Genomic DNA, 25,561 nt, shown 5'->3' on the forward strand with positions numbered 1-25,561 from the left:
GCGGCGAGGTTTACAAAGTGGTAAAATTGACCCTATTGATATGCCACTGAAAACCCTGCTCCTGAACCCGCCTTCCTTTGAAAATTTTGATGGTGGCGCCAGCTCCCGCTGGCCGGCCACACGCGAGATCGAATCGTACTGGTACCCGGTCTGGCTCGCTTATCCGGCGGGAATGCTGGAGGGGTCAAAGCTCTTGGACGCTCCGCCTCATCACGTCTCGGCTGAGCAGACGATCGAAATCGCCAAGGACTATGAGTTCCTGGTGCTCTTCACCTCGACTGTAGGCTGGGCTGGCGATCATGGTTTGGCTCGCGCCATCAAGAAGGCCAATCCGACGATGAAGATCTGCTTCGTCGGGCCCCCGGTTACCACCGATCCGGACCGTGCCCTGAATGAGTGCGAAGTCCTGGACTTCATCTGCCGCCGCGAGTTCGACTTTTCGGTTGTGGAGTTTGCCAACGGCAAGCCGTTGAACGAGATCCTCGGAATCAGCTACAAGGACGCCAACGGCGTCATCCAGCACACCCCAGACCGCCCGCAGGTCGAAGACCTCGACGCGATGCCGTGGGCTACCAAGATCTACAAGCGCGACATGGACGTGACACGCTACAACGTGCCGTTCCTGCTGCACCCGTACATCTCGCTCTACTCGACGCGCGGCTGCCCGGCACAGTGCACCTTCTGCCTCTGGCCCCAGACCCTCTCGGGTCATGCGTGGCGCAAACGCTCCTCAGATGACGTGGCCGCTGAGATGGCGTGGGCGAAGCAGAACTTCCCCGACGTCAAGGAGTTCTTCTTCGACGACGATACCTTCAACATTCAAAAGGTCCGCACCATCGAGCTTTGCGAGAAGCTGAAGCCGCTCGGCATCACCTGGAGCTGCACCTCGCGCGTTACCACCGACCGCGACACCCTCAAGGCCATGAAGGAAGCGGGCTGCCGCCTGCTGATCGTGGGCTTTGAGTCAGGCGATCCGCAGATCCTGAAGAACATCAAGAAGGGTGCGACCGTCGAACGTGCGCGCGACTTCGTCAAGGATTGCCATGACCTTGGGCTGATCATCCACGCCGACTTCATTCTCGGCCTCCCGGGTGAGACCAAGGAGTCGATCTGGAATACGATCAACTTCGCCAAGCAGCTGGATTGCGAGACGATTCAGGTATCGGTCGCTCACGCCTACCCTGGCACGGAGTTCTACGACTACGCCAAGCGAAACGACTTCATCACCAACGAGAACATGGAAGACGGCGGCGGCCACCAGATGGCGCACATCGAGTACCCCGGCCTTCCGACCGAGTACGTGATGGAGATGGTCCACAAGTTCTACGATGAGTACTATTTCCGCCCCAAGGCCGCGTTCCGCGTGGTCTGGAAGGCCATCGTGAACCGCGATGTGCCCCGTCTCTACGTCGAAGCCAAGAGCTTTATGAAGCTGCGCTCGCAGCGCAATAAGGCTGCCCGCGCCAAGAAGGAAGAGAACGCTCTGAAGCAGCAGGAGAGCGTGAGCATGAACGCGTAGTTCGGCTCGAAGAAACAGGAGGCGGAGCATTCCTGCTCCGCCTTTCCTTTTTTGTTGCGACCCAACGTTGATAGGGCACTAGTATGAAGCACACACTCAAGCCGTCACAGTACGCTGTCCTGATCGCGATTATGCTCACAGCGTCCGTAGGCGATTCCCTGTTGTCGAAGGGCATGGGACAGGTAGGACAGGTGGACATGCACCACCTCGGACTGCTCTGGCATGCGCTCTTCAATCCTTTTGTCGACGCCGGTATCGTGCTCCTGATCGGCTTCTTTGCCTGCTACACGACAGCACTGAGCTGGGCCGATCTCACCTTTGTCATGCCGGCGACGGCGTTCGGCTATGTGGTGATTGCCCTGCTGGGGCGTTTCTGGCTGCATGAGCAGTTGTCCCCTACTCGATGGGCTGGCATTCTGCTGATCGTCTGCGCTGTAGGCTTTGTCGCGGGCGGGCCGTCGAGGACCGAGCATCACGAGCTGGATACGATGGACTCCGGGGTGGGCCGCTAATGCTTGCACCGCAGATCGTACGAGTATGGGGTTCGATCTTCTTCGTCTCCGCGCTGGCCGTGGCGGGAGAGGTCCTGATCGCAGCGGGCATGCGCGAGCTGGGCGATCTGGATAACATTCGAGCGCAGAGCGGACTGGTTGGCACGATCAAGGCAGTGCTGACGAATGGGAAGTTTTTCATTGGGGCACTGTGCATGGCGCTCAACTTCTTTGCGATGCTGTTTGCCCTGAGCATCGCGGATTTGTCGCTGGCGGCGCCTGCGATTGCGTCTCTTACGTACATCGGTAATGCCATTGCAGCAAAGTGGTTCCTGCATGAGAAGGTGGATCGGCGGCGGTGGTTGGCCACTTGCTTTGTGGCTGTGGGCGTTGCGCTCATTGCGCATTAAAGCTGAAACTCTGTGCCTTTGCCTTTCTGGTTTGTCATTCCGAGCGTAGCGAGGAACCTGCTGTCTCCCGTTCTTCGGTCGTACCACCTGGAAAACATGTAGCTGAAACTGCAACGTGGTCTGAACTGCCGCACAATATTTGTGGTGACACTGGCAAAAAGCGGGAGGAAGCAGGTTCCTCGCTACGCTCGGAATGACAAGCCAGAAAAGCAAGAACAAAGGCAAAAGTAGAAAGCACAGGCAAGAGCAATGCCTGATTCTTAACTAGCTTCTACCCGGCTGCAAGAAAACGAATCAGCCCTCCCAGCGGCAACAAAGCTCGCAGCGTTTCCCAAGATTCACGCCGAGCGGCGCGCCTTCATCGATTGCACCATGCCGACAAGGAGAATTCCGAGTTTCCGCGAAGTCGGCATCGAGACGCGTCCGCGGAAGACTGCCGCGGGCTCTTCGGCGATAAGGTTTAGCAGCCCGCGATAGATCCGCACCAGCACTCGCATGGCGGCACGCGAATCTGGATCGAGCAGAGGGATCAACTCATCGGCGCTGCGATAGAGCGTCTGGGCGTGCTTCTCAAAGCCCCGTAACAAAGCAATGTCCGCCGGGTTTGACGCTTTCCCTTCAGTGATCGCCAACAGATGCTCGGGAGTAACACCGTGCTCGCTCAGCAAGTCGGCGGAGAGATAGATGCGCCCGCGCTCCGCGTCTTCCTTTACATCGCGCAGGATGTTTGTAAGCTGAAAGGCAACGCCTGTGTCGATCGCGAGCTGTTCGGCACGGCGGTCCTTGTAGCCAAAGATACGAATGCAGACGAGCCCGACGACCGAGGCTACGAGATAGCAGTAATGATGCAGCGCCGCAAAGTTGTCATAGACCTGTAGCGTGCGATCGAAACACCGGTGGTCCTGCACGACCAGGGTTGTGACACCCTCAGGCTGTGGATTGAGGTCGAGGGTCGTGCCTGCGACAAGCTGTTCAAGCAGATCGTCGGGAATCTCAAAGCGCTGCTGTGTGTCTTTCAGAGCGAGAAAGACCGGATCGTTCGTCGGCGAGGTGCGCGACTCCCGCCAAGCCGCTGTCCATGCCGTCATGGCGTCACGGCGAGCCTCCAGCGAGAGCGACTCATCATCGGCGAGATCGTCAGCCTTGCGCATGAACGCATAGACCGCGCACATCGCATCGGACTTGTGCTGCGGCAAGACGCGAAAGGCGTAATAGAAGTTCTTGGCCTCGCGCTTGGCGATGTCGCGGCAAACCGCATAGGCCGCTGTAATCTCTGGTGTGCTCACTGGCTCAACTCCTTTGGGAACTTCCGCGCAGGCCGCAACATCGCGCCTGCCTTCCCTGACAACGCGCCGCCAGCAGGCGCAGCTTTGCGGCCTTCGTGACCACAGGACGTTGCATTCATTACGCGCTCACCTTCTCTGCCGCAGCAAACGCTGGATGCAGCTCGTTCGCCGGACGGCCGGGAAAGATCGCCGTCTTGATCTCGGGTACGATCCCCTCGGCCGGACGCACCAGCATGCGCGTAAAGACCTCCGGCACCTCATCGAGAGTAGCAGTACCGGTAAGGAAATCCTGGCACTGAAAACGGCCCGAGCACAGTAGATCGAACGCCGCTCGAGCGGTAGAAGGCGTGTGATGAAAGCTCGCCTTGAGCGTGAGATCGGAGTAGTGAAGCAGGTTGGTATCGAACTGAACCGTCGTGCCCGCAGGAGGGCCGCCAAAGAGATTGATCAGTCCGCCTTTGCGGGCCATCTGCACCGCCCACTGCCAGGCCTCGGGTGTAGCGACGGCTTCGATCACGATATCCGCTCCCCGGCCTTCGGGCGTGAGTGCGCGAGCCGCGGCAATGGGGTCGGCGACATCACCGATACGCAAGACCTGCTGCGCGCCAAAGCGTTTCGCTGTGCCTACCTGGTCCGAACGCTTGACTACCGCGATCACATGCAGGCCTTCCAACGACGCGGCGTGAATGAACAGCAGCCCGATGGGTCCGGCTCCCAGCACGATCACCGTCTGTCCGGCCTTTGCCTGCGACTCTTCAAGGCCCCGCATGACACAGGCCAGCGGCTCGGTAAGCGCCGCGTGCTCGAACGGCATTACTGCCGGAAGCTTGAGGGTGTTCTTCTCGACGATCCGCGCGGGAATGCCGATGAACTCGGCATAGGCCCCATTGTTGAACAGCAGATCGTCACAGAGGTTCTGCTGGCCCTGGCGGCAGAAGAAACAGGCATCGCAGGGTGCGGAGTTGAGCGGAACGACGCGATCGCCGAGCGCGAAGGCGGTGACGCCCTCACCCACTTCAACGACTGTCCCCGCCAGCTCATGGCCGAAGAGGCGGTTGAGCGTCAACATCTTCGCGTGATATCCGCGACGGAACACTTTGAGGTCTGTACCGCAGGTCAACGCGGCGTCTACCCGCAACACCAGTTCACCGGGGCCTGCTGTGGGCACAGGGACGCGCTCCACCCGGAGGTCTTCCCTGGCGTGCAGCACGGCAGCTTTCATGGTCTCGGCCATCCTTCTATTTTCTCATTTAAAGGAAATCTTTAATGCAGAGGGTACCGAGGTTTCATGAAGATCAAGTGACGCAAGACCTCAGAGTCCTCTGCGTTAGAAATGTCACTAGTTACAGATGCTCGTAGGTCTGCTGACGCATCTGATAATCTGACCCACAGCGAACCGCATGAAACTTGTCTCCCCAGGAGCCTTCGCGAAGAACGTCGTTGCCTCGGTGCAGGAATACTCCTTGCTGTCCGGACGCGCGATCGGCAACCTCTTCACGAACCCGCGCTATATCGCCGACACCTTCACGCAGATGGACTCCATCGGCGTTGGGTCGCTTCCTATCGTCGTTCTGACAGGCTTTTTCACCGGCTGCGTTCTCGCTCTGCAGGCGGCTGTCTCCCTGAAGGAGTTCGGCGCCATCAACATGACCGGAAAGCTGGTCGCGCTTTCGATGGTCAAAGAGCTCGGCCCCGTGCTGACTGGGCTGATGGTCTCTGGCCGCAATGCCTCCGGCATGGCCAGCGAACTGGGCTCGATGAAGGTCACCGAGCAGATCGACGCCATGCGCGCGCTGGGCACCGACCCGATTCGCAAGCTCGTGACACCGCGCCTGGTCGCGACGGTCTTCATGCTCTTCTTCCTGACCATCATCTCGGACGCCTGTGGCACAGGCGGCGGAGCCCTGGTGGCCGTCGTCCTGCTGCGTCTTAACGGCCCGGCCTTCTTCCACACGGCCTACATGTCGCTGGTCGGGGGTGACGTGGTGGAGGGCCTGGTCAAGCCGCTATTTTCAGGCTTTATCATCGCGACCATCGGCTGCTACTACGGTCTGCGAACCACGGGAGGCACCCAGGGCGTCGGCAAGGCCACAACGCAGGCCGTCGTCGCCTCTTCTGTCCTGATCATTCTTGTCGATTTTCTTGTGACGCAGCTCATGATCGGGATCTTTGGAAGGTAACGGCGATGACCCTGCCCACTCCTGATTTACAAGTCGCCGCACAGCCGTCGATCGAGATGCCACCCGGCGCGGCGATCGTCGAATTCAAAGACGTCTCCATCGGCTTCGAGCAGAACCACGTTCTGAAGAACATCTCGTTCCGCGTCGAGCGCGGCGAAACCCGCATCATCCTTGGCCCCGCGGGCGGCGGCAAAAGCACGTTGCTGAAGCTGGCGAATGGTTTGCTCCAGCCGGACAGCGGAGAGATCTGGATCTTCGGCAAGCCGTTGTCCGGCATGTCTGAGCGCGAGATCTTCGAACTGCGCGCGCATATCGGCATGGTGTTTCAGGAGAGTGCGCTCTTCGACTCCCTCACCGTGGAAGACAACGTGGCCTACCGCCTGCATGAAGAGCGCGTCCCAGAAGAGGAAGCCCATGACCGCGTCGTCGAGGCCCTGCGTTTCGTCGAGCTGGAGAAGGCCATCGCCAAATTCCCTCCGGAGTTGAGCGGCGGCATGCGGCGGCGCGTCTCCATTGCACGGGCGATTATCAGCAAGCCCGACCTGATCCTCTACGATTCCCCCACCGGAGGCCTCGACCCCATCACCTCGACCACCATCATCGAGCTGGTGGTGAAGCAGCGAGACGTCTCCAACACGACCTCGCTGCTGATTACGCACCGGCTACAGGATGCCTTCACTCTGGCCACCCATCGCTTCAGCCCGTCAACGGGCCATATGGAACCCATTCCTGATGGCAAGCTCGATCCGGGCACGAAGTTTCTCGTGCTGAATGAAGGAAAGATCGTCTTCGACGGCACGACCCATGAGCTAACGCACACGCAGGATCCCTGGCTCAGGGCTTATCTGGAGTAGCAGCGCTGCTCTGCTCCTACGGCGCTCCAACCGCCAGCGTCCGATGAAATAGGCTCAAAGCCAGTCCAAACGTGCTGCGCGCCAGGTCCGCATCGTAGCGAGCCCCTTCATCCCGCAGAAACGCATGCGCTCCGTTGACCTCATGCCAGTTGAGCTTTGTACCCACCTCGTTCAACCGGGCAAGCACCTGCATACGGCCTTCGGTTGGGATGTGCGGGTCCTGGCGGCCCCAGGCCATCAAAAGTTCCCCTTTGATCTCTCCCGCTCGAGCCATGGAATCATCCTTCATTCCGAGTCCAAGGGTGCCCTTGTGAATGTCGGTCGCATAAAAGCAGACCGTCCCCAGCACCTCCGGGTTCATGGCAGCGCGAAACGCGAGATGGCCTCCGAGGCAGATACCCATGACGCCGAGCCGTCCCGTGCAGTCCGGCCGTTCCGCCAGATGAGCCAGCACCGCCCGGGCATCGCTGTCGTAGGCGGAGACGGGCTTGGCGGTCTTCAGCGCATTGCCACGGTCGGAGCCTGCCTGATCGTAGGCAAACACCGTGCCCTTAGGCTCATACTCGTGATAAATCTCCGGCACTGCAACGACATAGCCGTGGCCGGCAAGTTGCACGGCAGTCCGATGAATGGGACTCGTGACCTGAAAGATCTCTGAAAACATCAGGATGCCCGGAAACCGCCCCGGAGCGGAGGGCCGGACGATGTGCGTCCGCATGCTGCCTGTGGGAGTTTCCAAGTCTACGTACTCATTATCAATAACGATCATTAGGACTCCAGTAGAGATAACTCCGTCTTCGCAGAGTCTACTATGCAGGCTTTGCGTCTTTATTTTTAGGGACGTATGATGGGCTGCACTGAATTCGTCGAGTAGTTCAGAGAAGTCAGGATAGAATCGAAAGTGTTAATCCATTTCATGCGGATTTGTTTTTGATCCCCTCTAATTCCCTCTAGGACCGTACCTTACCTTGTCAAGCCTGACCATCCAAGATCGTGTTCTCAAAGTCATTGCGACCTCGAAACGACTGCCCCTCGAAAGTGTTCAGGCCGACGGCAGCTTCGAGGCCCTCGGAATAGACTCGCTGGACCGCCTCAATATCCTCTTCGACCTCGAAAGTGAATTCGACATCGAGATCAACGACGAAGAAGCCAAGCAGATCAAGAACATCCACGAGATGGTTGAAGGAATCACCCATCTTCTCCAAGCGAAGACCTCCTCTTCGCCCACCGAATAACATGCACCGGGTTGTCGTCACAGGAACAGGTGTTATCAGCGCGCTTGGCCATAACACCGCCGGGTTTTGGCAGTCATTGACCACGGGAACCTCCGGCATCCGCGAGATCGAGAACATCGACACCTCGCAGATCCGGTTCAAGCATGGCGCTGAGGTTCGGGGCTATGTTCCCGAAGAGTACTTCGAAGCCAAAGATATCTCGCTCATGGACCGCTTCGCGCAGTTCGCGGTTCTCTCTGCCCGTGAGGCAATTGCCGAAGCAGGCATTGAGTGGACACAGGCTCTGCGCGAAGAAACAGCCGTGATTACCGGTTCCTGCCTGGGCGGACGCGGCGCGGAAGAGAGCGGCTACTGGGAGCTCTTCCACAATGGCAGGACCCGTGTTCACCCCCTCACGATTCCCCTCAGCATGAGCAACGCCGGAGCCAGCCATATCTGCATGCGGTTCGGCATCGAAGGCCCGGCCTATACCATCTCCACCGCCTGCGCCTCTTCTGCCCATGCGATCGGCCAGGCTTTCTGGATGGTCCGCTCCGGGGCCGCACCCCTCGCCATCGCGGGTGGCAGCGAAGCTCCCATGTTTCTCGGCGGCCTCAAGGCCTGGGAGGCTCTGCGCGTGGTCAGCAAAGACACCTGCCGCCCCTTCTCCGCCGAACGCAGCGGCCTGGTCCTCGGCGAAGGTGCTGGAATGCTGGTACTCGAGCCCCTGGAAGCAGCGCTCGCCCGCGGAGCGCGCCCGCTCGCTGAGATCGTCGGCTTCGGCATGTCCGCCGACGCCGGCCACATCACCCAGCCCGTCGCCACAGGCCCCAGCCGGGCCATGAAACTCGCTCTTCGTGACGGGGGCCTCTCCCCTGAGCAGATTGGCTACATCAATGCCCACGGGACAGCGACCGAAGCTAATGACCGCATCGAAACAGCGGCGATCCATAGCGTCTTCGGCTCACACGCCGGAAAACTAGCTGTCAGTTCCACCAAGTCCATGCACGGTCATGCGCTGGGTGCAGCCGGTGCGATCGAAGCTGTGTCCAGCATCCTCAGTCTCAGGCACGGCATTCTTCCGCCGACCGCAAACTTCCTTACGGCGGACCCTGTCTGCGACTTAGACGTCATTCCCAACCAGGCTCGCATGGCTTCTGTAGAGGCTTGCCTCTCGAATTCCTTTGCCTTCGGTGGCTTGAACGCGGTGCTTGCCTTCAAAGCTTTCGTCTAGCTCAGATCCTTCAACCAAGCCACCGATCGGGCTATCCCTTCCGCCATCGACACCCGCGGAAGAAATCCAAACTCCGTGCGTGCCTTTTCGCTCGGATACTCCTGGTCTCGCCCCAGTAGAGACACCGCATGCCGTGTCAGTAGCGGTCTTCCCGGCAATGCCTTCAGCATCTGGTACGGAGCTTCCATCACACTCGCAACCGCCATGGCCACCCCATAGGACAGGTTGATCCAGGGCTGTTTATAGCCCAGCCCATCTGCCAGTGCGGCCACGTACTCATGCCAGCGCACTCCGGTTCCGTCGGTCAGGTTGTAGACCTGCCCCAGAGTTGCAGGGCTCTGGGCCACCGACATCATGGCATCCACCGCATTGTCGACGTACAGAAATCCGCCCGTCGTTCTTCCCCCAGCGATGTGAGCCATCTGCCCCTGCTGCAGCAGCTCCGCAATGTCGGTCACAAAGGCCTTTCCGCGTGGCCCATAGATCGTCGCGGGCCGGACTACCGTTACCGGCAGGCCTTCCTTCCGCGCAGCGCGCCAGACGGCTTCCTCCGCCAGGATCTTCGTCCGGTTGTACGGTAGTCCCACATCTCGAAGTGCGCCGTTTTCAGCACATGGAATCACCGGATAGCCATAGACATCCGTCGTGCTGACGTGGACGAAGCGTTCGAGCTGGCGAGCCTCCCGCGCCGCCGCGAGCAGCATCTCCGTCCCTCGCACGTTGCTCTCGACGTAGACCTCCATCGAGGCCCAATCGGTCGAAGCCGCCGCACAGTGAAAGATATGGGTCGCCTCGCGCACGGACTCCAGCAAGGAGTCGCGATCAGTCAGGCTTCCCCGCACGACCCGTACGTTCGACGCCGACAGGTGACGAAGGTCGGCGTTGGGACGAGCCAGCACGGTTACCTGCTCACCTTCGCGCGCCAGCACCTCCGCCAACCGGCCGCCCAGAAACCCGCTCGCCCCCGTCACCAGTACCGGCACGCTATTCGCTCCGCATCTTGGAGAAGACGTCCAGCGCAAACTCGAGATGCTCCTGCGTATGAGCCGCCGTCACGCATAGCCGCAAACGCGCCGAGCCCTGCGCTACGGCAGGAAACAGCACCGGCGATACCAGAATTCCATGATCGCGTAGCTTCCGCGCAAACAAGGCGGTTGTCGTGTCGTCATGCAGCATGACCGGGATCACCGCGGTCTCAGAGAGACCTGTATCGTATCCGAGGCTCTGGAGTCCCTCGCGCAGGAAGATTGCGTTCGCCTGCAGCCGCGCGACGCGCTCCGGCTCCTGTTTCAGGATCTTCAGCGTCGCGAGAACAGCCGCGGCTACAGGCGCCGCCATCGCGCCCGAAAAGATAAAGGGAGCCGAAGCATGCTGCAGGAAGATAGACAGACGCTGCGACACAGCGACGAAGCCTCCGCTCGCGGGAATCCCCTTCGCCAGAGATCCGGTCCAGATATCGACCTCATCCGTCGGCACACCAAAGTGCTCATCCGTTCCGCGTCCATGCTTACCCAGTACGCCGCTAGCATGCGACTCATCCATCAGCAGGAAGCAGTCGAACTCCTTCTTCAAGGCGATCAGTTCAGGAAGGCAGCCGATATCGCCATCCATCGAGAACACGCCGTCCGAGATGATCAGCGTGCGATTCGCCTCCGGGCCGTTCTCCAACTCATGCCGCAGCGACGCCGGACTATTATGCTCAAACCTCTGGACCTGAACCCCTGCCAGGCGGCACGCATCCATCAGGCTCCGGTGCGAGAGCGCATCGGCGATCACACGATCGGCGGGCCCGAAGAGCGCGCTGATCACCGCCAGATTCGCGGCATATCCCGAGGTGAAGGTAATGGCCGACTGAGTTCCCTTGAACTCTGCCAGGGCCTGTTCCATCTCCTGGTGCAGGTCCAGCGTTCCCGTCAGGAGACGAACGCCTCCTGTCCCTGTGCCGTACCGCCGTATCGCCTCAATCGCGGCTTCGTCCACGCGCGGATCGCCGATCAATCCCAGGTAGTCGTAGGACGACAGCATCAGCATCTTGTGGCCATCCATGACAACCTCAGGCCCAGAGCGGCTGCTCAGAGGAGCTTGAAACGGATAGGCATCGATCGAGCAGGCCAGTGCCGTATTCTCGAACAGCCTGCGCGCCCGCGCATCGATGAGGTCATGCTTCTTGTAGGTATCTTTGCGATCAGAGGCAAAGTAATCCTGGAACATCTGTCCTGAAGAGGAGGGGAAGTTCTTCTTAGCTGGGGCGGCGGTTTCTTCGCTGGGTGGTTGAGTACGCATGAATACCCAATATATCGCGCGAGCTACAATTCTTTCTTTTCCTTATAAAAACCGCGGCGATTCTAGGGTGTTTCACCAAACTTCGTTCCAGCTTTAGCCAGATTTCTTGCTTTGGAGGGGCGGGGCTTCAACCCCGCCGTTGGGACAACCTCTAAAGCGGCTTCAGCCGCGGAGGGAAACGATGTTTATCTAGCCAGCAACTCTGCCCATTGAAAGATCTTCGGCCTGCAGATCGAAGCCTGCCTTCTTCCTCTTCAAAGAGACCCTCGTAGAGGCCACGTAAGAACTCTTGCATACTGAAGAGCGCAGGCTTGCTCAGGAATCATCCCCTCAGTGGCTAAAGCCACTGCATAGCGACTTCTAACGGCGGGGCTGAAGCCCCGCCCCTTCAAAACAAAAACTTACGCTCTGACCTCACCCCTGCTCCATAGCGTGAACTTGCGAGTTTTGCAATTACGCATCCAGTTTGTAGCGCGTCTCCGACAGACGATACAAAGGCCGCCACACCAGCCGATTGATTGTGACCACCATCAGCGCCATCACAATTGTGGAGAGCAGCAGCAGATGAAACTCACCATGATCCGTTGCCGAGCTGATCTGCGCACCGAGGCCTACAGTCTGCATGGTCTGGTTATTCAGATGGAAGTACTCTGCGATGATGCTCGCGTTCCACGCGCCGCCCGATGCCGTAACCATTCCCGTAATCAGAAAAGGAAAGATGCCCGGCAGAATGACCGTGCGCCAGCGCTGGAGCGTGCTGAAGTGGAACAACTGGGCCACCTCGCGCAGATCGGACGGAATCGCCATTGCACCGGCGATCACGTTGAACAGGATGTACCACTGCGTTCCAATCAACATCAGCAGAATGGACGCGATTCCCATGCCTCCGCCTACCCGGATCAAGGCCAGCAAAATAACAGGAAATAAAGCCGTCGCCGGTACAGAAGCCGCAATCTGAGCCAGGGGCTGCGCGAGCCGCGCGAGCTTCGGATTAAAGCCGATAGCGACGCCGACCGGAATCGTCCAGGCCGCGGCAATCACCAGCGCGATATTCACCCGCAGGAACGTCGCAGCAGCGCCGTGTAGAACAGCCACAAGTTGTGGCGCTCTTACCTGACGAAGCAGGATCAAGGCTTCCGAAGCCAGGTAGATCACAGCAACGAGCAGCAGCAGCACCGCTACCCACCGGAACCACGCGCTTCCCTTCTTCTCCGTGACTCCATCCGCAAGACTCAGTCGCCGCTCCCGCCGCTGCGCCAGAGAGCAGTAGATGTTCTCCGACACCGGATCGAGGGTGTGGCGCCGCAGCGTACGCAGTGCGCCAGAATGGGTTAGAAGGTGCAGCAGCGGCGAACGCACATGCGCTCCACCTTCTACCTGCTCGAACTTGAACTTGTCGCTCCAGACAATCGCAGGCCGCCAGATCAACTGATCTATCGCCACGATGATGCCGATCATTACGGCAAGACCCATGACGATCGCCCGGGTATCGTTTTCACTCGCCGCCGTCTGCAGGTAGGAACCTAGCCCAGGCAGGCGGAAATCCCGCGTACCCAGCACGAACATCTCGCAGGCCATGAGAAAGAACCAGCCGCCGGCCACTGACACCATGGAGTTCCACACCAACCCAATGGCTCCATACGGCAACTCAAGCTGCCACAGCCGCTGCCAGCGCGAAAACCGATAGATAGTAGCGGCTTCACTCAGTTCACGCGGAATGCTCTTGATCGACGAGTAGAAGCTGAAGGCCATGTTCCAGACCTCACCGGTAAAGATGAGCAGGATTGCACCCATCTCAACGCCGATCTGCCGGGTGGGAAAAAGCGCCACCATCGCCAGCATCACGCCCGGCAAAAAACTCAGGACCGGGATCGACTGGCAGATATCCAATCCTGCCACCATCAACGGTTCCAACCGGCGGCTGTACGCGGCAACATATCCATAGCCGACAGCGAAGAGCAGACTCAGAATATAAGCGAGGCCGATGCGCACGATCGAATAAAACGCATAGAGCGGAAGCGCACGTGGACTGAGCGAGATGACGATCTCCGGCTCCGCATGCCCAAACCAGTAATGGGCGATACGCACCACACCATAAAAGCAGGCGAGGCCGATGCCGGCGACGCACAGGTCCATGACCACCGGCCAGGTACGCTTCAGCGCCTGCGCGCGTGCCAGCGTCTCACGGCCGCGGATGGAGCTCAAGCTGCCGGGAAGCCGAATCAAACGCCGCTCTCCACAAAGGGTTCTGCCTGCGCATGCAACTTCTCCGCCTGCACGAAACGGCGGCGTGAGGCGTCGAAGTCGAATAGCTCCGCGTACCGTCCCCAGTTCACGGCAGTCTCCAACTGACGAATCGTCTCTTCCTCTGTGAACTGCTCATCCAGCATGTCGTGGAAGAAGTCTTCGGAGACGGTATGGTCGCTCTTGGCCTCGATCGCACGCACGATCTGCCGCAGCAAAAGAACGTGTTCGATGGCCGACTCGCGAAACAACTCCTTCTGCCGCAGGATCTCGGAGTTCGCATACTCGGCTCCCAGCGGAGAGATGACAGCAGCGCCTTCCGTCACGGTAAGGAAACCGAGCATCTGTGCCGCATCCACAATAGGAAGAAGGTGGTCAATCTCGAAGGCTAGATCGTCGGCCAGGCGATACATGTCGTACTTGCCGCTGTGGTCTTCCAGCAGCTCCAGCAATCCTGCAACGCCGCCGGGACGTGCATGCGGCAGCATCTGATACTGCTTGTGGATTGCGGCCCGCACCGGTTGACCGCCGTTCGTCTGCGGCAACTCTGGTGGCTGCTCCTCCGGCTGGGTTAAGACCTTGTAGATGTAATCAACCAGTTGGTGAAATGCCGGTCCCTTACGGTCTCTGGGATGCGTCAGGCCGACCTCGAAGTCCGTCCGAACTCGCCCTGGATTGCGGCCAAGCACGATGATTCGATCGGCCAGCAGAACCGCCTCTTCGATATTGTGAGTTACCAGGAAGATGGCCTGCGTTGGGATGGTCTTCTTCTGCCAGAGCTCCAGCAGTTCGCTGCGCAGATTCTCCGCCGTCAGCACATCGAGTGCGGAGAAAGGCTCGTCCATGAACAAAACCTCAGGCTCGACCACCAGCGCCCGGGCAAAGCCTACTCTCTGCCGCATGCCACCCGAGAGCTCCTTGGGATAAGCGGCCTGAAAGCCATCGAGACCGACCGTATCCAGGATCGCGAGGGTACGTCGACGGCGCTCCGCCACCTCCATACCGCGGGCTTTCAACGGAGCCTCTACATTTTCGAGTACTGTCAGCCACGGAAAAAGCGCAAAGCTCTGAAAGACGATCGAGACATTCATATCCGCCGTGGCAACCGGCTTTTCATGCCAGTACACCTGTCCGGCCGACGGCTCAGAAAGTCCTGTCAACATGCGCAGCAGTGTCGATTTTCCTGAGCCCGATGGCCCCAGCAAAGCAACGATCTGGCCGGGAACGATGGAAAGATCGGTAGGCGAGATGACCTGGATACGGTTCTCGCTTGGCTGCGCATAGTATTTTTCAATCTGCTCGGCGCGAATGATCGAAGTTTGCATAAGTTTCTTACTTTCCTAAGACCATCCTGCTGCGCAGGCCAGACTGTCGCACAAGATACGACAGCTAAAAAGGGTTGGCGGCTTTCCACAATGATTCCAGCATCATTTTCAGCCGCCTTACATCTATATCAATTGATCTGCCGCCCATATACAAGCCGACGGTGTGGATATCGACTGTCGTGCGTGAGCTCCATTGAACAACCGTACCTGCCACTGCCCTAAGGACTCTACAAGGGCAGACATAAAGATGGGCACCGGATTGTTTTCTTCTAGTCTCTACTCTGTTCTGTGCGATTCGAAATTACTTCCTGCGACATAAAATCCTGCGCAGAAACAGAGATATTCTGCAGGATTAGAAGGCATGAAGTGGAGCATCCTACATTCCTAAATCCAACGGCTGTTTAAGTTAGCCATGTTAAAATGCGGTATGGAAATTTCTGAAACCAGCTTGCGTGATGTGAAACTTGTACGTCCTAAAAAGCATGGGGACGAGCGTGGTTGGTTCTCCGAGGTCTTCAATGCAAAAAGCTTTTCGGCGGCTGGCCTGCCGGACCGCTTTGTCCAGGACAATCAATCCTTTTCACGGCGAGGAGTCCTGCGTGGACTGCACTACCAACTAGGGGAACAACAGGGCAAACTGGTTCGTGCGCTCTCAGGTCATATCTGGGATGTCGCGGTCGACCTTCGCCCAAACTCGCCGGACTTCGGCAAGTGGGCGGGGTTCGATCTCAAGGGAGAAGAGATCGAGTTCCTCTGGATTCCCGAGGGGTTTGGGCACGGCTTTGTCGTTCTCTCAGAGACCGCTAACGTGCTTTATAAGACCACCAACTTTTACTATCCTGCCGGCGAGCGCTGCGTGCGCTGGGACGATCCAACGCTGAACATCACGTGGCCACTCGATGGAATCGGAGTCCCCTCGGTCTCTGCCAAAGATGCGATTGGAAACCTGCTGGCGGAGGCTGAACTGCCCCCTCCCTATCAAAACAAGTAAGCGCCACGCGCCTGAGGCTTTCTACGGTTCCACGAGCACGCTTTACTCAGAAACCGTGGAAAGCCACTCAGCCATCACCTCTGCCGTTGAATCCTGCCATGTCGGCAGCTCAAACTCAAGCGTGTGCGCCAGCTTCTCGCAATTCATGCGCGAGTTCTGAGGCCGCTTTGCAGGCGTTGGATAGGCGTCGGAAGAGACGGGAGCCAGCCTGGCAAATGCCTGTTCGGGATGAGCGAGCTGTGCCAGTCCCACAAACTCTGACGCGAAGCCGAACCAGGTCGTACACCCTGCGCTACAGGCGTGATAGATCCCGCTGAGGGGCTGCATGGCCTCAACCAGCGTTCCACCCTGGGTCGCCGCGTCTTTCTCGCCCCGAAGAATTGCATGCGTGGCCAGACGAGCAAGCGTACGCGACCAGGTCGGAGCGCCGTACTGGTCATCGACGATTCGCAGCTCCTCACGCTCGCGAGCAAATTTGAGGATCGTCAGCAGAAAGTTTTTGCCTCGGGCCCCGAAGACCCAACTCGTCCGAAAGGTCAGGTGCGCCGCGCCACTGGCTGCAAGGGCCCGCTCGCCGGCAAGCTTCGATGCCCCATAGACACCAAGTGGGTTCACCGGATCGTCTTCGCGCCAGGGACGGGTTCCATCCCCGGCAAAGACGTAATCGGTCGAAAAGTGAAGCACGGCGGCACCGATTCGAGCGGCCTCTTCGCCAAGCACACCGGGAGCATCGCCATTGATCGCAAAGGCAGTCGGGATATCGCTTTCGGCCTTATCTACAGCGGTGTAAGCCGCGGCGTTCACGATCCATCGTGGCTTTACCTGCCGCACCATCGCGCGAATCGCAGCGGCATCGGTTAAATCGAGCTCTGCCCGAGTCACAGCAACAACATGGCCAAGGGCATTGAGCATGGGCAACAGCTCGCTGCCAACCTGGCCATTCGCTCCGATAAGCAGGATAGGAGCATCGATCATGTCTGTCAGTAGACCCTCTCCGAGAGCAATGCCCGCAGGTATTGCCCATAGGAACTCTTTGAGATTTTGTTGGAGAGTGCTTCCAACTGATCGGCGGATATATATCCAAGACGAAATGCGATCTCTTCAGGACATGCGATCTTCAGCCCCTGACGGTGCTCAATCGTTCGAACAAAGTTGGCCGCATCCAGCAAGGAGTCGTGTGTTCCGGTATCGAGCCAGGCCATGCCTCGTCCCAGCAACTCGGTATGCAGTTGACCGCGCTCCAGGTACCAACGATTGACGTCAGTAATCTCCAGTTCGCCACGAGGCGAGGGCTTGATCTGTTCGGCCACCGACACTACCTGCGAGTCGTAAAAGTAGATGCCCGTAACCGCATAGCGAGACTTCGGCTTTAACGGCTTCTCTTCAAGCGAGATGACTTTACGATCGGAGTCAAAGGCAACGACGCCATAACGTTCCGGATCGGTTACCGGATAAGCGAATACGGTCGCGCCCTCCGACTGGCGGCGTGCGTTTTGCAAGGCCTTGACGAAATCGTGGCCAAAAAAGATGTTGTCTCCCAATGCGAGACAGCAGCCATCACCAGCAAGAAACTCCTTGCCGATGAGAAAAGCCTGAGCGATGCCATCGGGGGATGACTGCACCGCATATTGCAGATGAATTCCCCACTGCTCGCCTGAACCAAAAAGCTCCTGGAACCGCGGTATGTCCTGTGGGGTAGAGATAAGAAGGATCTCGCGAATTCCCGCCAACATCAGCGTGGAAAGCGGGTAGTAGATCATCGGCTTATCGTAGATCGGTAAGAGTTGTTTCGAAACGGCTTGAGTCACCGGATGCAGTCGCGTTCCGGCGCCTCCTGCAAGAATAATCCCCTTCATTGAACCTCAGCTTTGGGACTTGCGGTCAGCATAGTTAAGTGAAACCCATTGTTGATAAGCGGTGCCTGTTACAGCTTCAATCCAGCGGCCATTAGCAAGATACCACTCTACAGTCTTGCGGATTCCAGTCTCAAAACTTTCCTCCGGCTTCCATTTGAGCTCTCGCTCAATCTTATCTGCATCGATCGCATAACGGCGATCATGGCCCGGGCGGTCCTTGACGTACGTGATGAGTTGGTTATGAGGCTTATGGGGCGACGAGGGGACCAACTCGTCGAGCAAAGCACAGATCGTTTTCACGACCTCAAGATTGCTGCGCTGATTGCGGCCACCGATATTATAGGTTTGACCGAGGCGGCCCTTTTCAAGCACATCAATAATGGCTCTGCAGTGATCTTTGACAAACAGCCAGTCGCGTACCTGCAAGCCGTCACCATAGATCGGAAGCGACTTGCCGGCAAGAGCGTTGGCAATGATCAAAGGAATGAGCTTCTCTGGAAACTGGCAGGGACCGTAATTATTGGAGCAGTTCGTTACCAGCACGGGCAGATTGTAGGTGTGAAACCAGGCACGGGCCAGAAAGTCCGAAGCTGCCTTCGAAGCTGCGTAAGGACTATTAGGAGCGTACGGTGTCGATTCGGAGAATGCGGGATCGTCAGGACCAAGTGTGCCGTACACCTCATCGGTCGAAACATGAACGAAACGGAATGCTTTCTTCTCATCCTCGCTGAGCGTCGCCATATAAGTGCGGGCCGCCTGCAGCAGTGTGAATGTGCCATCAATATTCGTCTTCAGAAACGCATCTGGTCCCACAATGGAGCGGTCAACGTGGCTTTCGGCCGCGAAGTGTATGACCGCTTTAGGCTTATGAGTAGCGAAGATATTAGCGACAAACTCAGCATCGCAGATATTTCCCTGCACGAAGGTATGATCCGGATTGCCTGCAAGCGAGTCCAGATTTCCAAGATGGCTTGCATACGTGAGTGCATCGAGGTTAATGACGCGCCCTTTGCCTGAGTGGACCCAATGCAAGACAAAATTGGAGCCAATAAAACCTGCACCGCCAGTAACTAAAATTTCCGTATTCATCAACTCTCGAACCACTCGCCTTTCCTGCGAACAAAACGCTCTTTGTTAGTGAAGCACAGGAAGCGGTTCAATAGTCGCCTCCGAAGATGAGGAAACGATTACAGACATGTAGCCTGCCTGACCGCTAGCGGTGCGTCGGATCTGTCGGTGTGTAGTGGGGCCGGGGGGGGGGAGACACGATGTGAGATTTATCCGCAGGAGAGAATGTGAACTTCTCATCCTGCCAGAAGTTCTTTTGCGCTGAAAGAGCCTGCTTTAGAGCTAACGGAAGATATTTTTCGTGAAGGCCAAGCTGATAGCTGCACCACTTGCTTGCATTGCGCAGAGTCGCCAGGGGAATCAGAGAGGGCTTGGTCTTCAAAAGAAATTGCATCTGCGAAAGGACAAAGGTACGCCCCTCGCCACCCGCTCCACCGAAAGCATCCAGCATCCACTGTTCTCTTCCATGGTGCACCCCGATATCGAAGTAACGAGAGAACTCCTGCAACAGGGTTAACGGATGGGAGTGAATCACAGTGGCATCCGATTGATAGGCAACCTTCCAGTCCGCCAACAGCATGCGTGCGACTACCGTCACCTCTTCAGAGACGATGGTGTTCGAGGGGAAGCCACCGACCTCATCAAAGGCCGCACGCCGATAGGCAGCGAAACTGTTGGAAAAGAACGCTGTCTTTATCCCAAGCCGCTCATGGCTGGCAAAAGTCCGTACATCGGAAAGGTCAGGGTAGTTGAACAGGCGCGCATGCTGTTCGATTGGATCTGCCTGTTCGCGCGGCAATTGCCTGCCGTAAGCAGCTCCAACTGCCGGATCATTAAAGGCACACAGCAATGTTTCGATCGAATGATCCCCACAAGGAATGGCGTCCTGTGTCAAAAGAACAAGGAACTCAGCCCACGGCATCGATTCGACCGCCATCTGGCGTGTTGCGCCATGACGGAAACTTTCTTTGGAAACGTTCATTAGCCGATAACCGGCATGGCGAACCAACTCCTGGGTCTTATCCGAGGAGGACGAATCGACGATCAGAACCTGCTCCCTGGCAATGCCCTGCGTCTCCAAGGCGGTTTGCAGGCGCTCCCAATGACGGTTGGCGTTATACGTCGGGATGACGATGCCAGCCCGCTGAAGACAAGTTCCATTCGGAGAAGCATCGTGCAAAGTCTTATCAACAGACATCATCGTGAGCAGCTGGCCCTTCATTCACGCTCAGCATCATGTACAAACAGACTAAGATCCGAGTCGGGCCGAAGAGTTACGATTCTAAGGAGCGGGATCGTTATAGAAGCTCTTCAACAGCGGCAATGTTACGATATCTCGTAAGCGAAATCAAACTGCGGGTTCTGCATCATTGCAGTTCGATGAAGACACATCACAATGGAATTCCTCTACTCGCATCTCCGTCGTGATGTGTAAACACCGTGGAGTACCCAATTGGGGGAAACCGCTAGTTTTGCCTGCTCGTTCAAACGATAAGACCTTTTGAACGTACTCTTTGTGACGACAGCTCTGGAGATGAGCCAATGTCTACACTAGGGAGTTTTCGACGGCTTGTGTCGCTACCAAGTACATATTTCAGTAACTGAGCGTAACGTTGACACAACCTGCGATTTCGACCAGGCTCTCCTGTCAGGAATCAAGGAAGATTCCCCTGCAACATACGGCCAAAATGATCTTTGATGTTGGAAGTAACCGACCATTATCGTCCTACGTCTGATAAAAGGAAGGGATTCCCTCCTCATCCATAGATTTATGAAAAACACGCACAAGAATCCATTTAGTCTGGTTAGAAGCACATCGTTGATGCGTCTAAGAGGCGTTCAGACATCTCATGATGCTGTTGTGCCGGCACTTTCCCTAAAGCCGAGGTCTGGAATTTTGTTTCGCATCAGCACATTTCGATTTATCCCGCTTCTGTCTGTCGTTCTCCTGTTCCCTGCGTTGTCTGCTTTGGCACAAAACTCACAACCCTGTGCCAACCCGTCTTCTCCGGATTGCAGCAACAACTCCTCGAGCCAATACGGAGACACCGTAAATCCCGCGCAGAATGGATCGATTGTTCCTGACAACTCACAAACGCTGCAGACACAGAGGCAGTCCCAACTCCAAAACAATCAGCTCTATATCGATTCGGCCGGCAATACCCGAAACCGGCAGTCCTCTGATCTGAACCGCCAGAACAACTTCTTCCCGCCCGACAGACCAACAGACATGCAGAGGCTGACACAGGCTTCTACGGGTGAACAGCTGTCGATCTTCGGTCGCGATCTGTTTCAAAGAGCGCCCTCTACCTTCGCTCCGGTCGACCAGATCCCCGCCATGTCCGACTACATTGTCGGCCCGGGTGATGAGATTCTCTTGCGTCTTTGGGGACCCGAATCTTTCAATGGACAGTTGACGGTCGACAGCTCCGGTTCGATTTATGTACCCGAGGTCGGAGCCATTCACGTCGCAGGTCTCCGTATCGACCAGCTCCAGAGTCAGATCAGCTCCGATATTCGGCACACTTTCCGCAATTTCAATTTGTCTGTCGATCTGGGTCACCTCCGGTCCATCCAGGTCTACGTGGTGGGTGAGGCCAGGCGTCCGGGCGTTTACACCGTCAGTTCCCTCAGTACCGTACTCAATGTACTTTTCGTAGCTGGCGGACCGAACGTCCAAGGTTCCCTACGACACATTGAGGTGCGGCGTGATGGAAAGGTTGCCGGCGAACTCGATCTATACGACCTTTTATTAAAGGGCGATAAAACACAGGATCTTCGTCTTCAACCCAACGACACAATCTTTATCCCCCCCGTAGGACCACAGGCCGCACTGGCGGGCAGCGTGCATCATCCTGCTATCTACGAGCTTCGCGGCGAAACGACTATCGGGGATCTGCTGAAACTTGCTGGCGGTCTTACGCCCACCGGATCGACGACACAACTCTCTCTGGAGCGTGTCGAAAACGACCACTCGCGCGCTGCGGTGACCGTGAATATCGACGACGCAGGCCGAGCGATGGCACTTCGTGACGGAGACGTGCTATTCGTCAACCACATTACCTCCGCCTACCAGCAATCGGTAACCATCAGGGGCAACCTGGCGAACCCGGGACGATTCCCCTGGCATCCTGGCATGCGGTTGAGCGACATCATTCCAGACCGTAAGTCGCTACTAACGAATAATTACTGGCGGCAACGCAATCGTCTCGGCGTCCCGACGCCACTCTTCGAACCTCTGCGCCCCTCACAAGAGTATTCATGGGGGAAACCGCAACTCCCCACGAGACAAAATCGTACCTCGACCTCTTCATCCTCATTGTCGTCTTCATCTTCATCTTCTCAACGGCTCAATACAATCAATCAGTTTCCTCCCCTCCCGCAACCTGGGGAAGACGAGGACAGTACGACACTCGATCGTTCGCAAGGTTCAAACGTTGGCAATCAAAATACCGACGATCAAGATGCTGAAGATCAAGAGCTTGCCGGAAACACGAATGTGCAGAACCGGGGCACAGGGTCTAACTCAGGATCCAATGCTTCTCTTCCCTCTTCTGACAGGATGATCACGCGAGGGTCGCTGGCCGAAGAGCAACAGGCCGCTGGAAGTCCGAGCGTGGCTAATGTTGGCCCGATTAATACGATTAAGATACCGGCACCAGAGATCGATTGGTCCTATGCCGTCATTGAACGCCTTAATCCGGATACGCTTAAAAGCTCTCTCGTCCCTTTCAACCTTGAGAAGCTTGTTCAAGGCCACGACCCAGCTCAAAATCTGGAGTTGCAGCCTGGAGACATCGTAACCATCCTGTCTCAGGCCGATGTTCACGTTCCGCAAGACGAACGGACCAAATATGTTCGCCTCGAGGGCGAATTCGCGGGTGCGGGAGTCTATAGTGTCGGCCCCAATGAAACTCTTGATGAATTGGTGCGCCGCGCCGGCGGCCTTACGAGCAAGGCCTATCTTTATGGATCCAGCTTCACCAGAGAATCCGCCCGCATCTTCCAACAGCAACGGTTGGATGAGTATGTCTCTTCGCTAGCCATCAGCATGCAGCGTGCGTCTGCGGTGCGATCTGCTTCTTCGTCGGGTACCGTGGTCGACCCCAATGCACTTTATGAGGAGCGGGACACCATCGCCCAGTTGCGCAAATTGCGCGCCACCGGTCGTGTCGTGCTTGAGTTCCGCCCCGATAGCTCGGGCATAAACAATATCCCGGCCATTCCGCTGGAAGATGGCGATGTTTTCCGCATCCCCTCACGGCCACTCACCGTAAGTGTCATCGGTGCCGTTTATGGGCAGAACGTCTTTCTCTACGACTCCAAACGCAGAGTGGAAGATTACGTGCTCCTCGCTGGAAAACCAAATTCTATTGCGGACAGTAAACACGCCTTCATTATCCGGGCCGATGGTTCAGTATTCAGCCGCCAGCGGGCCAAGGGAACATGGAAGAACAGCTTTGACGCAACCGAGATCAATCCAGGTGACTCTATCGTTATTCCTGAAAAGCCGATCCAGGCTTCTCTGATAAAACAGGTCATCGACTACTCGCAGATCTTCTCCCAATTCGCTCTGGGAGCAGCTGCAGTAACCGTCATCAAACAATAGCGAGCTTCGTACTTTAGGCTCGCGCCTCCAACAGGCCAGTAAGATTTATGGCAGGCACCGTAACACCCTGACGAGGAACTCGTGAGTCCCAGACGTACATTGTTTTGTTTGATGGCGGCATCTTTGATGCTGGCCCTTCCGGGCGCAGGCCTTGCACAGCAAAGCTCCAGCGCCGAGATTTCAGGCTCCAGCAAAGACTTTGCGCTGACCCCGCCGGTCAGTGGATTTTTCCATGCTCCTACCGGCACACAGTCATACATCGCATCGGCACGCTATACAGCTCCGCCATCGACCGCCACGAATGACGTGACCTCAGCAGATGCCGGGAGCCGCGACGGTCGCGTCATTGATCCGGATGCTAACGACAACTACGAAGACAGGATCGGCTCCACCAACGTTCCGATGGATAGCTGGATCTACCCTGCTCTAGAACGGCTTAGCTCCATGGGCCTGATCCCCTTCCAGAGTGTCGCCATCCGTCCTTGGACTCGACAAGAGTGCCGCCGGCAAGTGCAGCAGGCGAAAGATATTCTGCTTGGCATTCATGGACACTATTACGACGTCAGCGACAGCATTAAGCTGGAAGCCGAAAATCTTATTCCTGAACTCGACAGCGCCCTGCAGGAGCCAAATGAGTCCTCAGAGGCTGTATTAGAATCCGGCTATGCTCGTGAGGGCACGATTGCCGGACCTGCGCTGACTGACGGCTTCCATTTCGGGCAAACGTGGCGGAACGATTACGGGCGTCCACTCGGACGCGGCAATAGCACCATTGCGGGTTTCTCTGTACGCGCCGTGCACGGGCATTTTTTCTTCTTCGACCGGCAGGAGTTACAACAGGCTCCCACGACACCGGCAATCACAGCGGCAGATTCAGCGCTCTTTTACAGTTTGGATGATACCCCCTTTGGAGTTATCTCGAATGCTCCTCCCATTCCAGTAAGCCCCGCTCTTCCAGCCTATGTACGTCAGCGGCCACTGGAACTGTATGCCGGGGCTGCCTTCGGTGGATTTGCTCTGTCATTTGGCAAGCAGGAGCTCTTCTGGGGACCAACAACCATGGGTCCCCTGTCCTTTTCGAGCAATGCGGAACCAACCTATAACCTGCAGTTGGTTGCAACCCGTCCCCATCCCTTTCCCATCTTCCCAACCCTGGGCACTTATCGTTTTGACCTGGTCTTTGGAAAGCTTTCCGGACATCACTCTCCAGCGCGCCCCTACTTCAATGGCGAGAAGGCAGACTTCACATTCGGACGTACGTTCGAAATGAGTTTTACGCGTTGGTCCATCTTATGGGGGGTGGGTCACCCTATGACCCTGGGGAGTCTCAAAACAAATCTATTTAGTGAAAACTCAACAGGCTGTGGCTTCGGCTATGGGGACCGATGCGATCCAGGAGATCGGAAATCTGGATTTGATTTTCGGTTGCATGTACCCGGATTACGGAATTATGTGACGCTTTACGCAGATTCCTATGCCGACGACGAACCGAGCCCGATCGACGCCCCACGGCGTGTGGTCTGGCATCCCGGCATTTATCTTCCGCGCCTTCCTTATCTCCCACATATGGATTTTCGTTTCGAAGCAGCCAGCTCTGAGGAACTCAGCCAGGACGAAGGCGGCACTCGCGATTTCATCAATAATCAGTACCGCGACGGCAATACCAACAAAGGATTCCTCCTGGGCAATGCGGTCGGGCGCGATGCGCGCGCACTTGAAGGCCGTACAGGTTACTGGTTTTCAGCTCGCACTCGAGTCGAAGCCGGCTATCGGCAAACAAAAACTGGCACACAGTATCTTTCCGGGGGAGGCACCACCACAGATGGCTTTCTCAATGCCTCTTATGCCTTCAATCGGGAATGGTCCCTCCAGGTATTTACCCAATATGAACGCTTCCTGATTCCCGCTTATATGCCTGGGTCTCAGCACAACACCAGCGGCTGGTTCCAAATTACCTGGGATCCATCGCGTTCTATCTTTTCTCACTAACTCCTAAT

The 25,561-nt window shown here is 57.1% G+C and carries 21 protein-coding genes; 10 read left to right on the top strand and 11 right to left on the bottom strand.

Annotated features, from left to right (window positions below; translation table 11 throughout):
- Nucleotides 1-40: 40 nt before the first annotated feature.
- The 3 genes from hpnJ to ACIX8_RS12975 all read left to right on the top strand — a co-directional run bounded on the left by hpnJ (nucleotide 41) and on the right by ACIX8_RS12975 (nucleotide 2,420).
- Nucleotides 41-1,519, top strand: coding sequence for a hopanoid biosynthesis associated radical SAM protein HpnJ (gene hpnJ, locus ACIX8_RS12965; protein WP_014265795.1), 1,479 nt, complete (start codon nucleotides 41-43; stop codon nucleotides 1,517-1,519).
- An 83-nt stretch (nucleotides 1,520-1,602) separates the two neighbouring features.
- Nucleotides 1,603-2,031 carry an EamA family transporter gene (locus tag ACIX8_RS12970; RefSeq protein ID WP_014265796.1) on the top strand — a complete coding sequence of 143 codons (429 nt, stop codon included), beginning with the start codon at nucleotides 1,603-1,605 and terminating at the stop codon, nucleotides 2,029-2,031.
- Entirely contained in the window at nucleotides 2,031-2,420 is a 390-nt protein-coding gene (locus ACIX8_RS12975; RefSeq protein ID WP_014265797.1) for an EamA family transporter, read from the top strand. Before ACIX8_RS12970 ends, ACIX8_RS12975 begins: the two co-directional genes overlap by 1 nt.
- Before the next feature lie 338 nt (nucleotides 2,421-2,758).
- Here ACIX8_RS12975 and ACIX8_RS12980 read toward each other — a convergent pair whose 3' ends face one another.
- The gene (locus ACIX8_RS12980) at nucleotides 2,759-3,706 is read right to left on the bottom strand and encodes a phytoene/squalene synthase family protein (RefSeq protein ID WP_014265798.1); all 948 of its coding nucleotides are present in this window, start codon (nucleotides 3,704-3,706) and stop codon (nucleotides 2,759-2,761) included.
- Between the two features lie 118 nt (nucleotides 3,707-3,824).
- The gene (locus ACIX8_RS12985) at nucleotides 3,825-4,940 is read right to left on the bottom strand and encodes a zinc-dependent alcohol dehydrogenase (protein WP_044176707.1); all 1,116 of its coding nucleotides are present in this window, start codon (nucleotides 4,938-4,940) and stop codon (nucleotides 3,825-3,827) included.
- 166 nt (nucleotides 4,941-5,106) lie between these two features.
- On the opposite strand from ACIX8_RS12985, the gene ACIX8_RS12990 reads away from it, so the two are divergent.
- Together ACIX8_RS12990 and ACIX8_RS12995 are read left to right on the top strand one after the other, a co-directional pair.
- Nucleotides 5,107-5,886 carry an MlaE family ABC transporter permease gene (locus ACIX8_RS12990; protein WP_014265800.1) on the top strand — a complete coding sequence of 260 codons (780 nt, stop codon included), beginning with the start codon at nucleotides 5,107-5,109 and terminating at the stop codon, nucleotides 5,884-5,886.
- A gap of 5 nt (nucleotides 5,887-5,891) precedes the next feature.
- On the top strand, nucleotides 5,892-6,740 hold the full coding sequence (locus ACIX8_RS12995) for an ABC transporter ATP-binding protein (protein ID WP_014265801.1): 849 nt from the start codon (nucleotides 5,892-5,894) through the stop codon (nucleotides 6,738-6,740).
- Nucleotides 6,741-6,756: 16 nt separating this feature from the next.
- Here the strand turns inward: ACIX8_RS12995 and ACIX8_RS13000 are convergent, their stop codons facing one another.
- Nucleotides 6,757-7,509 carry a dienelactone hydrolase family protein gene (locus ACIX8_RS13000; RefSeq protein ID WP_014265802.1) on the bottom strand — a complete coding sequence of 251 codons (753 nt, stop codon included), beginning with the start codon at nucleotides 7,507-7,509 and terminating at the stop codon, nucleotides 6,757-6,759.
- A 199-nt stretch (nucleotides 7,510-7,708) separates the two neighbouring features.
- On the opposite strand from ACIX8_RS13000, the gene ACIX8_RS25275 reads away from it, so the two are divergent.
- Complete coding sequence (locus ACIX8_RS25275) at nucleotides 7,709-7,975, top strand: acyl carrier protein (protein WP_014265803.1); 267 nt, start codon at nucleotides 7,709-7,711, stop codon at nucleotides 7,973-7,975.
- 1 nt (nucleotide 7,976) lies between these two features.
- Nucleotides 7,977-9,188, top strand: a complete 1,212-nt coding sequence (locus tag ACIX8_RS13010) for a beta-ketoacyl-[acyl-carrier-protein] synthase family protein (protein WP_014265804.1) — start codon at nucleotides 7,977-7,979, stop codon at nucleotides 9,186-9,188.
- Here ACIX8_RS13010 and ACIX8_RS13015 read toward each other — a convergent pair.
- From ACIX8_RS13015 to ACIX8_RS13030, 4 genes are all read right to left on the bottom strand, one after another.
- A complete protein-coding gene (locus tag ACIX8_RS13015; RefSeq protein WP_014265805.1) occupies nucleotides 9,185-10,171 on the bottom strand; it encodes an NAD-dependent epimerase/dehydratase family protein in 987 nt (328 codons plus the stop codon). The two genes, ACIX8_RS13010 and ACIX8_RS13015, sit on opposite strands and share 4 nt — an antisense overlap.
- Nucleotide 10,172: 1 nt before the next feature.
- Entirely contained in the window at nucleotides 10,173-11,471 is a 1,299-nt protein-coding gene (locus tag ACIX8_RS13020) for an aminotransferase class I/II-fold pyridoxal phosphate-dependent enzyme (RefSeq protein WP_014265806.1), read from the bottom strand.
- A gap of 453 nt (nucleotides 11,472-11,924) precedes the next feature.
- A complete protein-coding gene (locus tag ACIX8_RS13025) occupies nucleotides 11,925-13,697 on the bottom strand; it encodes an ABC transporter permease (protein WP_014265807.1) in 1,773 nt (590 codons plus the stop codon).
- Complete coding sequence (locus tag ACIX8_RS13030) at nucleotides 13,694-15,040, bottom strand: ABC transporter ATP-binding protein (protein WP_014265808.1); 1,347 nt, start codon at nucleotides 15,038-15,040, stop codon at nucleotides 13,694-13,696. Before ACIX8_RS13030 ends, ACIX8_RS13025 begins: the two co-directional genes overlap by 4 nt.
- Before the next feature lie 427 nt (nucleotides 15,041-15,467).
- Here ACIX8_RS13030 and rfbC point away from each other — a divergent pair, with 427 nt between their 5' ends.
- Nucleotides 15,468-16,031, top strand: a complete 564-nt coding sequence (rfbC, locus tag ACIX8_RS13035; protein WP_044176715.1) for a dTDP-4-dehydrorhamnose 3,5-epimerase — start codon at nucleotides 15,468-15,470, stop codon at nucleotides 16,029-16,031.
- A 42-nt stretch (nucleotides 16,032-16,073) separates the two neighbouring features.
- Here rfbC and rfbD read toward each other — a convergent pair whose 3' ends face one another.
- The 4 genes from rfbD to ACIX8_RS13055 form a co-directional block, all read right to left on the bottom strand.
- Nucleotides 16,074-17,006 carry a dTDP-4-dehydrorhamnose reductase gene (gene rfbD / locus ACIX8_RS13040; RefSeq protein ID WP_014265810.1) on the bottom strand — a complete coding sequence of 311 codons (933 nt, stop codon included), beginning with the start codon at nucleotides 17,004-17,006 and terminating at the stop codon, nucleotides 16,074-16,076.
- A gap of 5 nt (nucleotides 17,007-17,011) precedes the next feature.
- Nucleotides 17,012-17,887, bottom strand: a complete 876-nt coding sequence (gene rfbA / locus ACIX8_RS13045; protein ID WP_014265811.1) for a glucose-1-phosphate thymidylyltransferase RfbA — start codon at nucleotides 17,885-17,887, stop codon at nucleotides 17,012-17,014.
- Nucleotides 17,888-17,893: 6 nt separating this feature from the next.
- Nucleotides 17,894-18,976: a dTDP-glucose 4,6-dehydratase gene (gene rfbB / locus ACIX8_RS13050; RefSeq protein WP_014265812.1), complete on the bottom strand. Its 1,083-nt coding sequence runs from the start codon at nucleotides 18,974-18,976 to the stop codon at nucleotides 17,894-17,896.
- Between the two features lie 124 nt (nucleotides 18,977-19,100).
- Nucleotides 19,101-20,177 (bottom strand): glycosyltransferase, encoded by a 1,077-nt coding sequence (locus tag ACIX8_RS13055; RefSeq protein WP_014265813.1) that lies wholly within the window; start codon nucleotides 20,175-20,177, stop codon nucleotides 19,101-19,103.
- Nucleotides 20,178-20,924: 747 nt separating this feature from the next.
- On the opposite strand from ACIX8_RS13055, the gene ACIX8_RS13060 reads away from it, so the two are divergent.
- Together ACIX8_RS13060 and ACIX8_RS13065 are read left to right on the top strand one after the other, a co-directional pair.
- Complete coding sequence (locus tag ACIX8_RS13060; protein ID WP_223295323.1) at nucleotides 20,925-23,564, top strand: SLBB domain-containing protein; 2,640 nt, start codon at nucleotides 20,925-20,927, stop codon at nucleotides 23,562-23,564.
- 306 nt (nucleotides 23,565-23,870) lie between these two features.
- The gene (locus ACIX8_RS13065; protein WP_223295324.1) at nucleotides 23,871-25,553 is read left to right on the top strand and encodes a capsule assembly Wzi family protein; all 1,683 of its coding nucleotides are present in this window, start codon (nucleotides 23,871-23,873) and stop codon (nucleotides 25,551-25,553) included.
- Nucleotides 25,554-25,561 lie beyond the last annotated feature (8 nt).

This window comes from Granulicella mallensis MP5ACTX8 (genome assembly GCF_000178955.2).
In the GTDB taxonomy this organism is placed as follows: Bacteria; Acidobacteriota; Terriglobia; order Terriglobales; family Acidobacteriaceae; genus Granulicella; species Granulicella mallensis.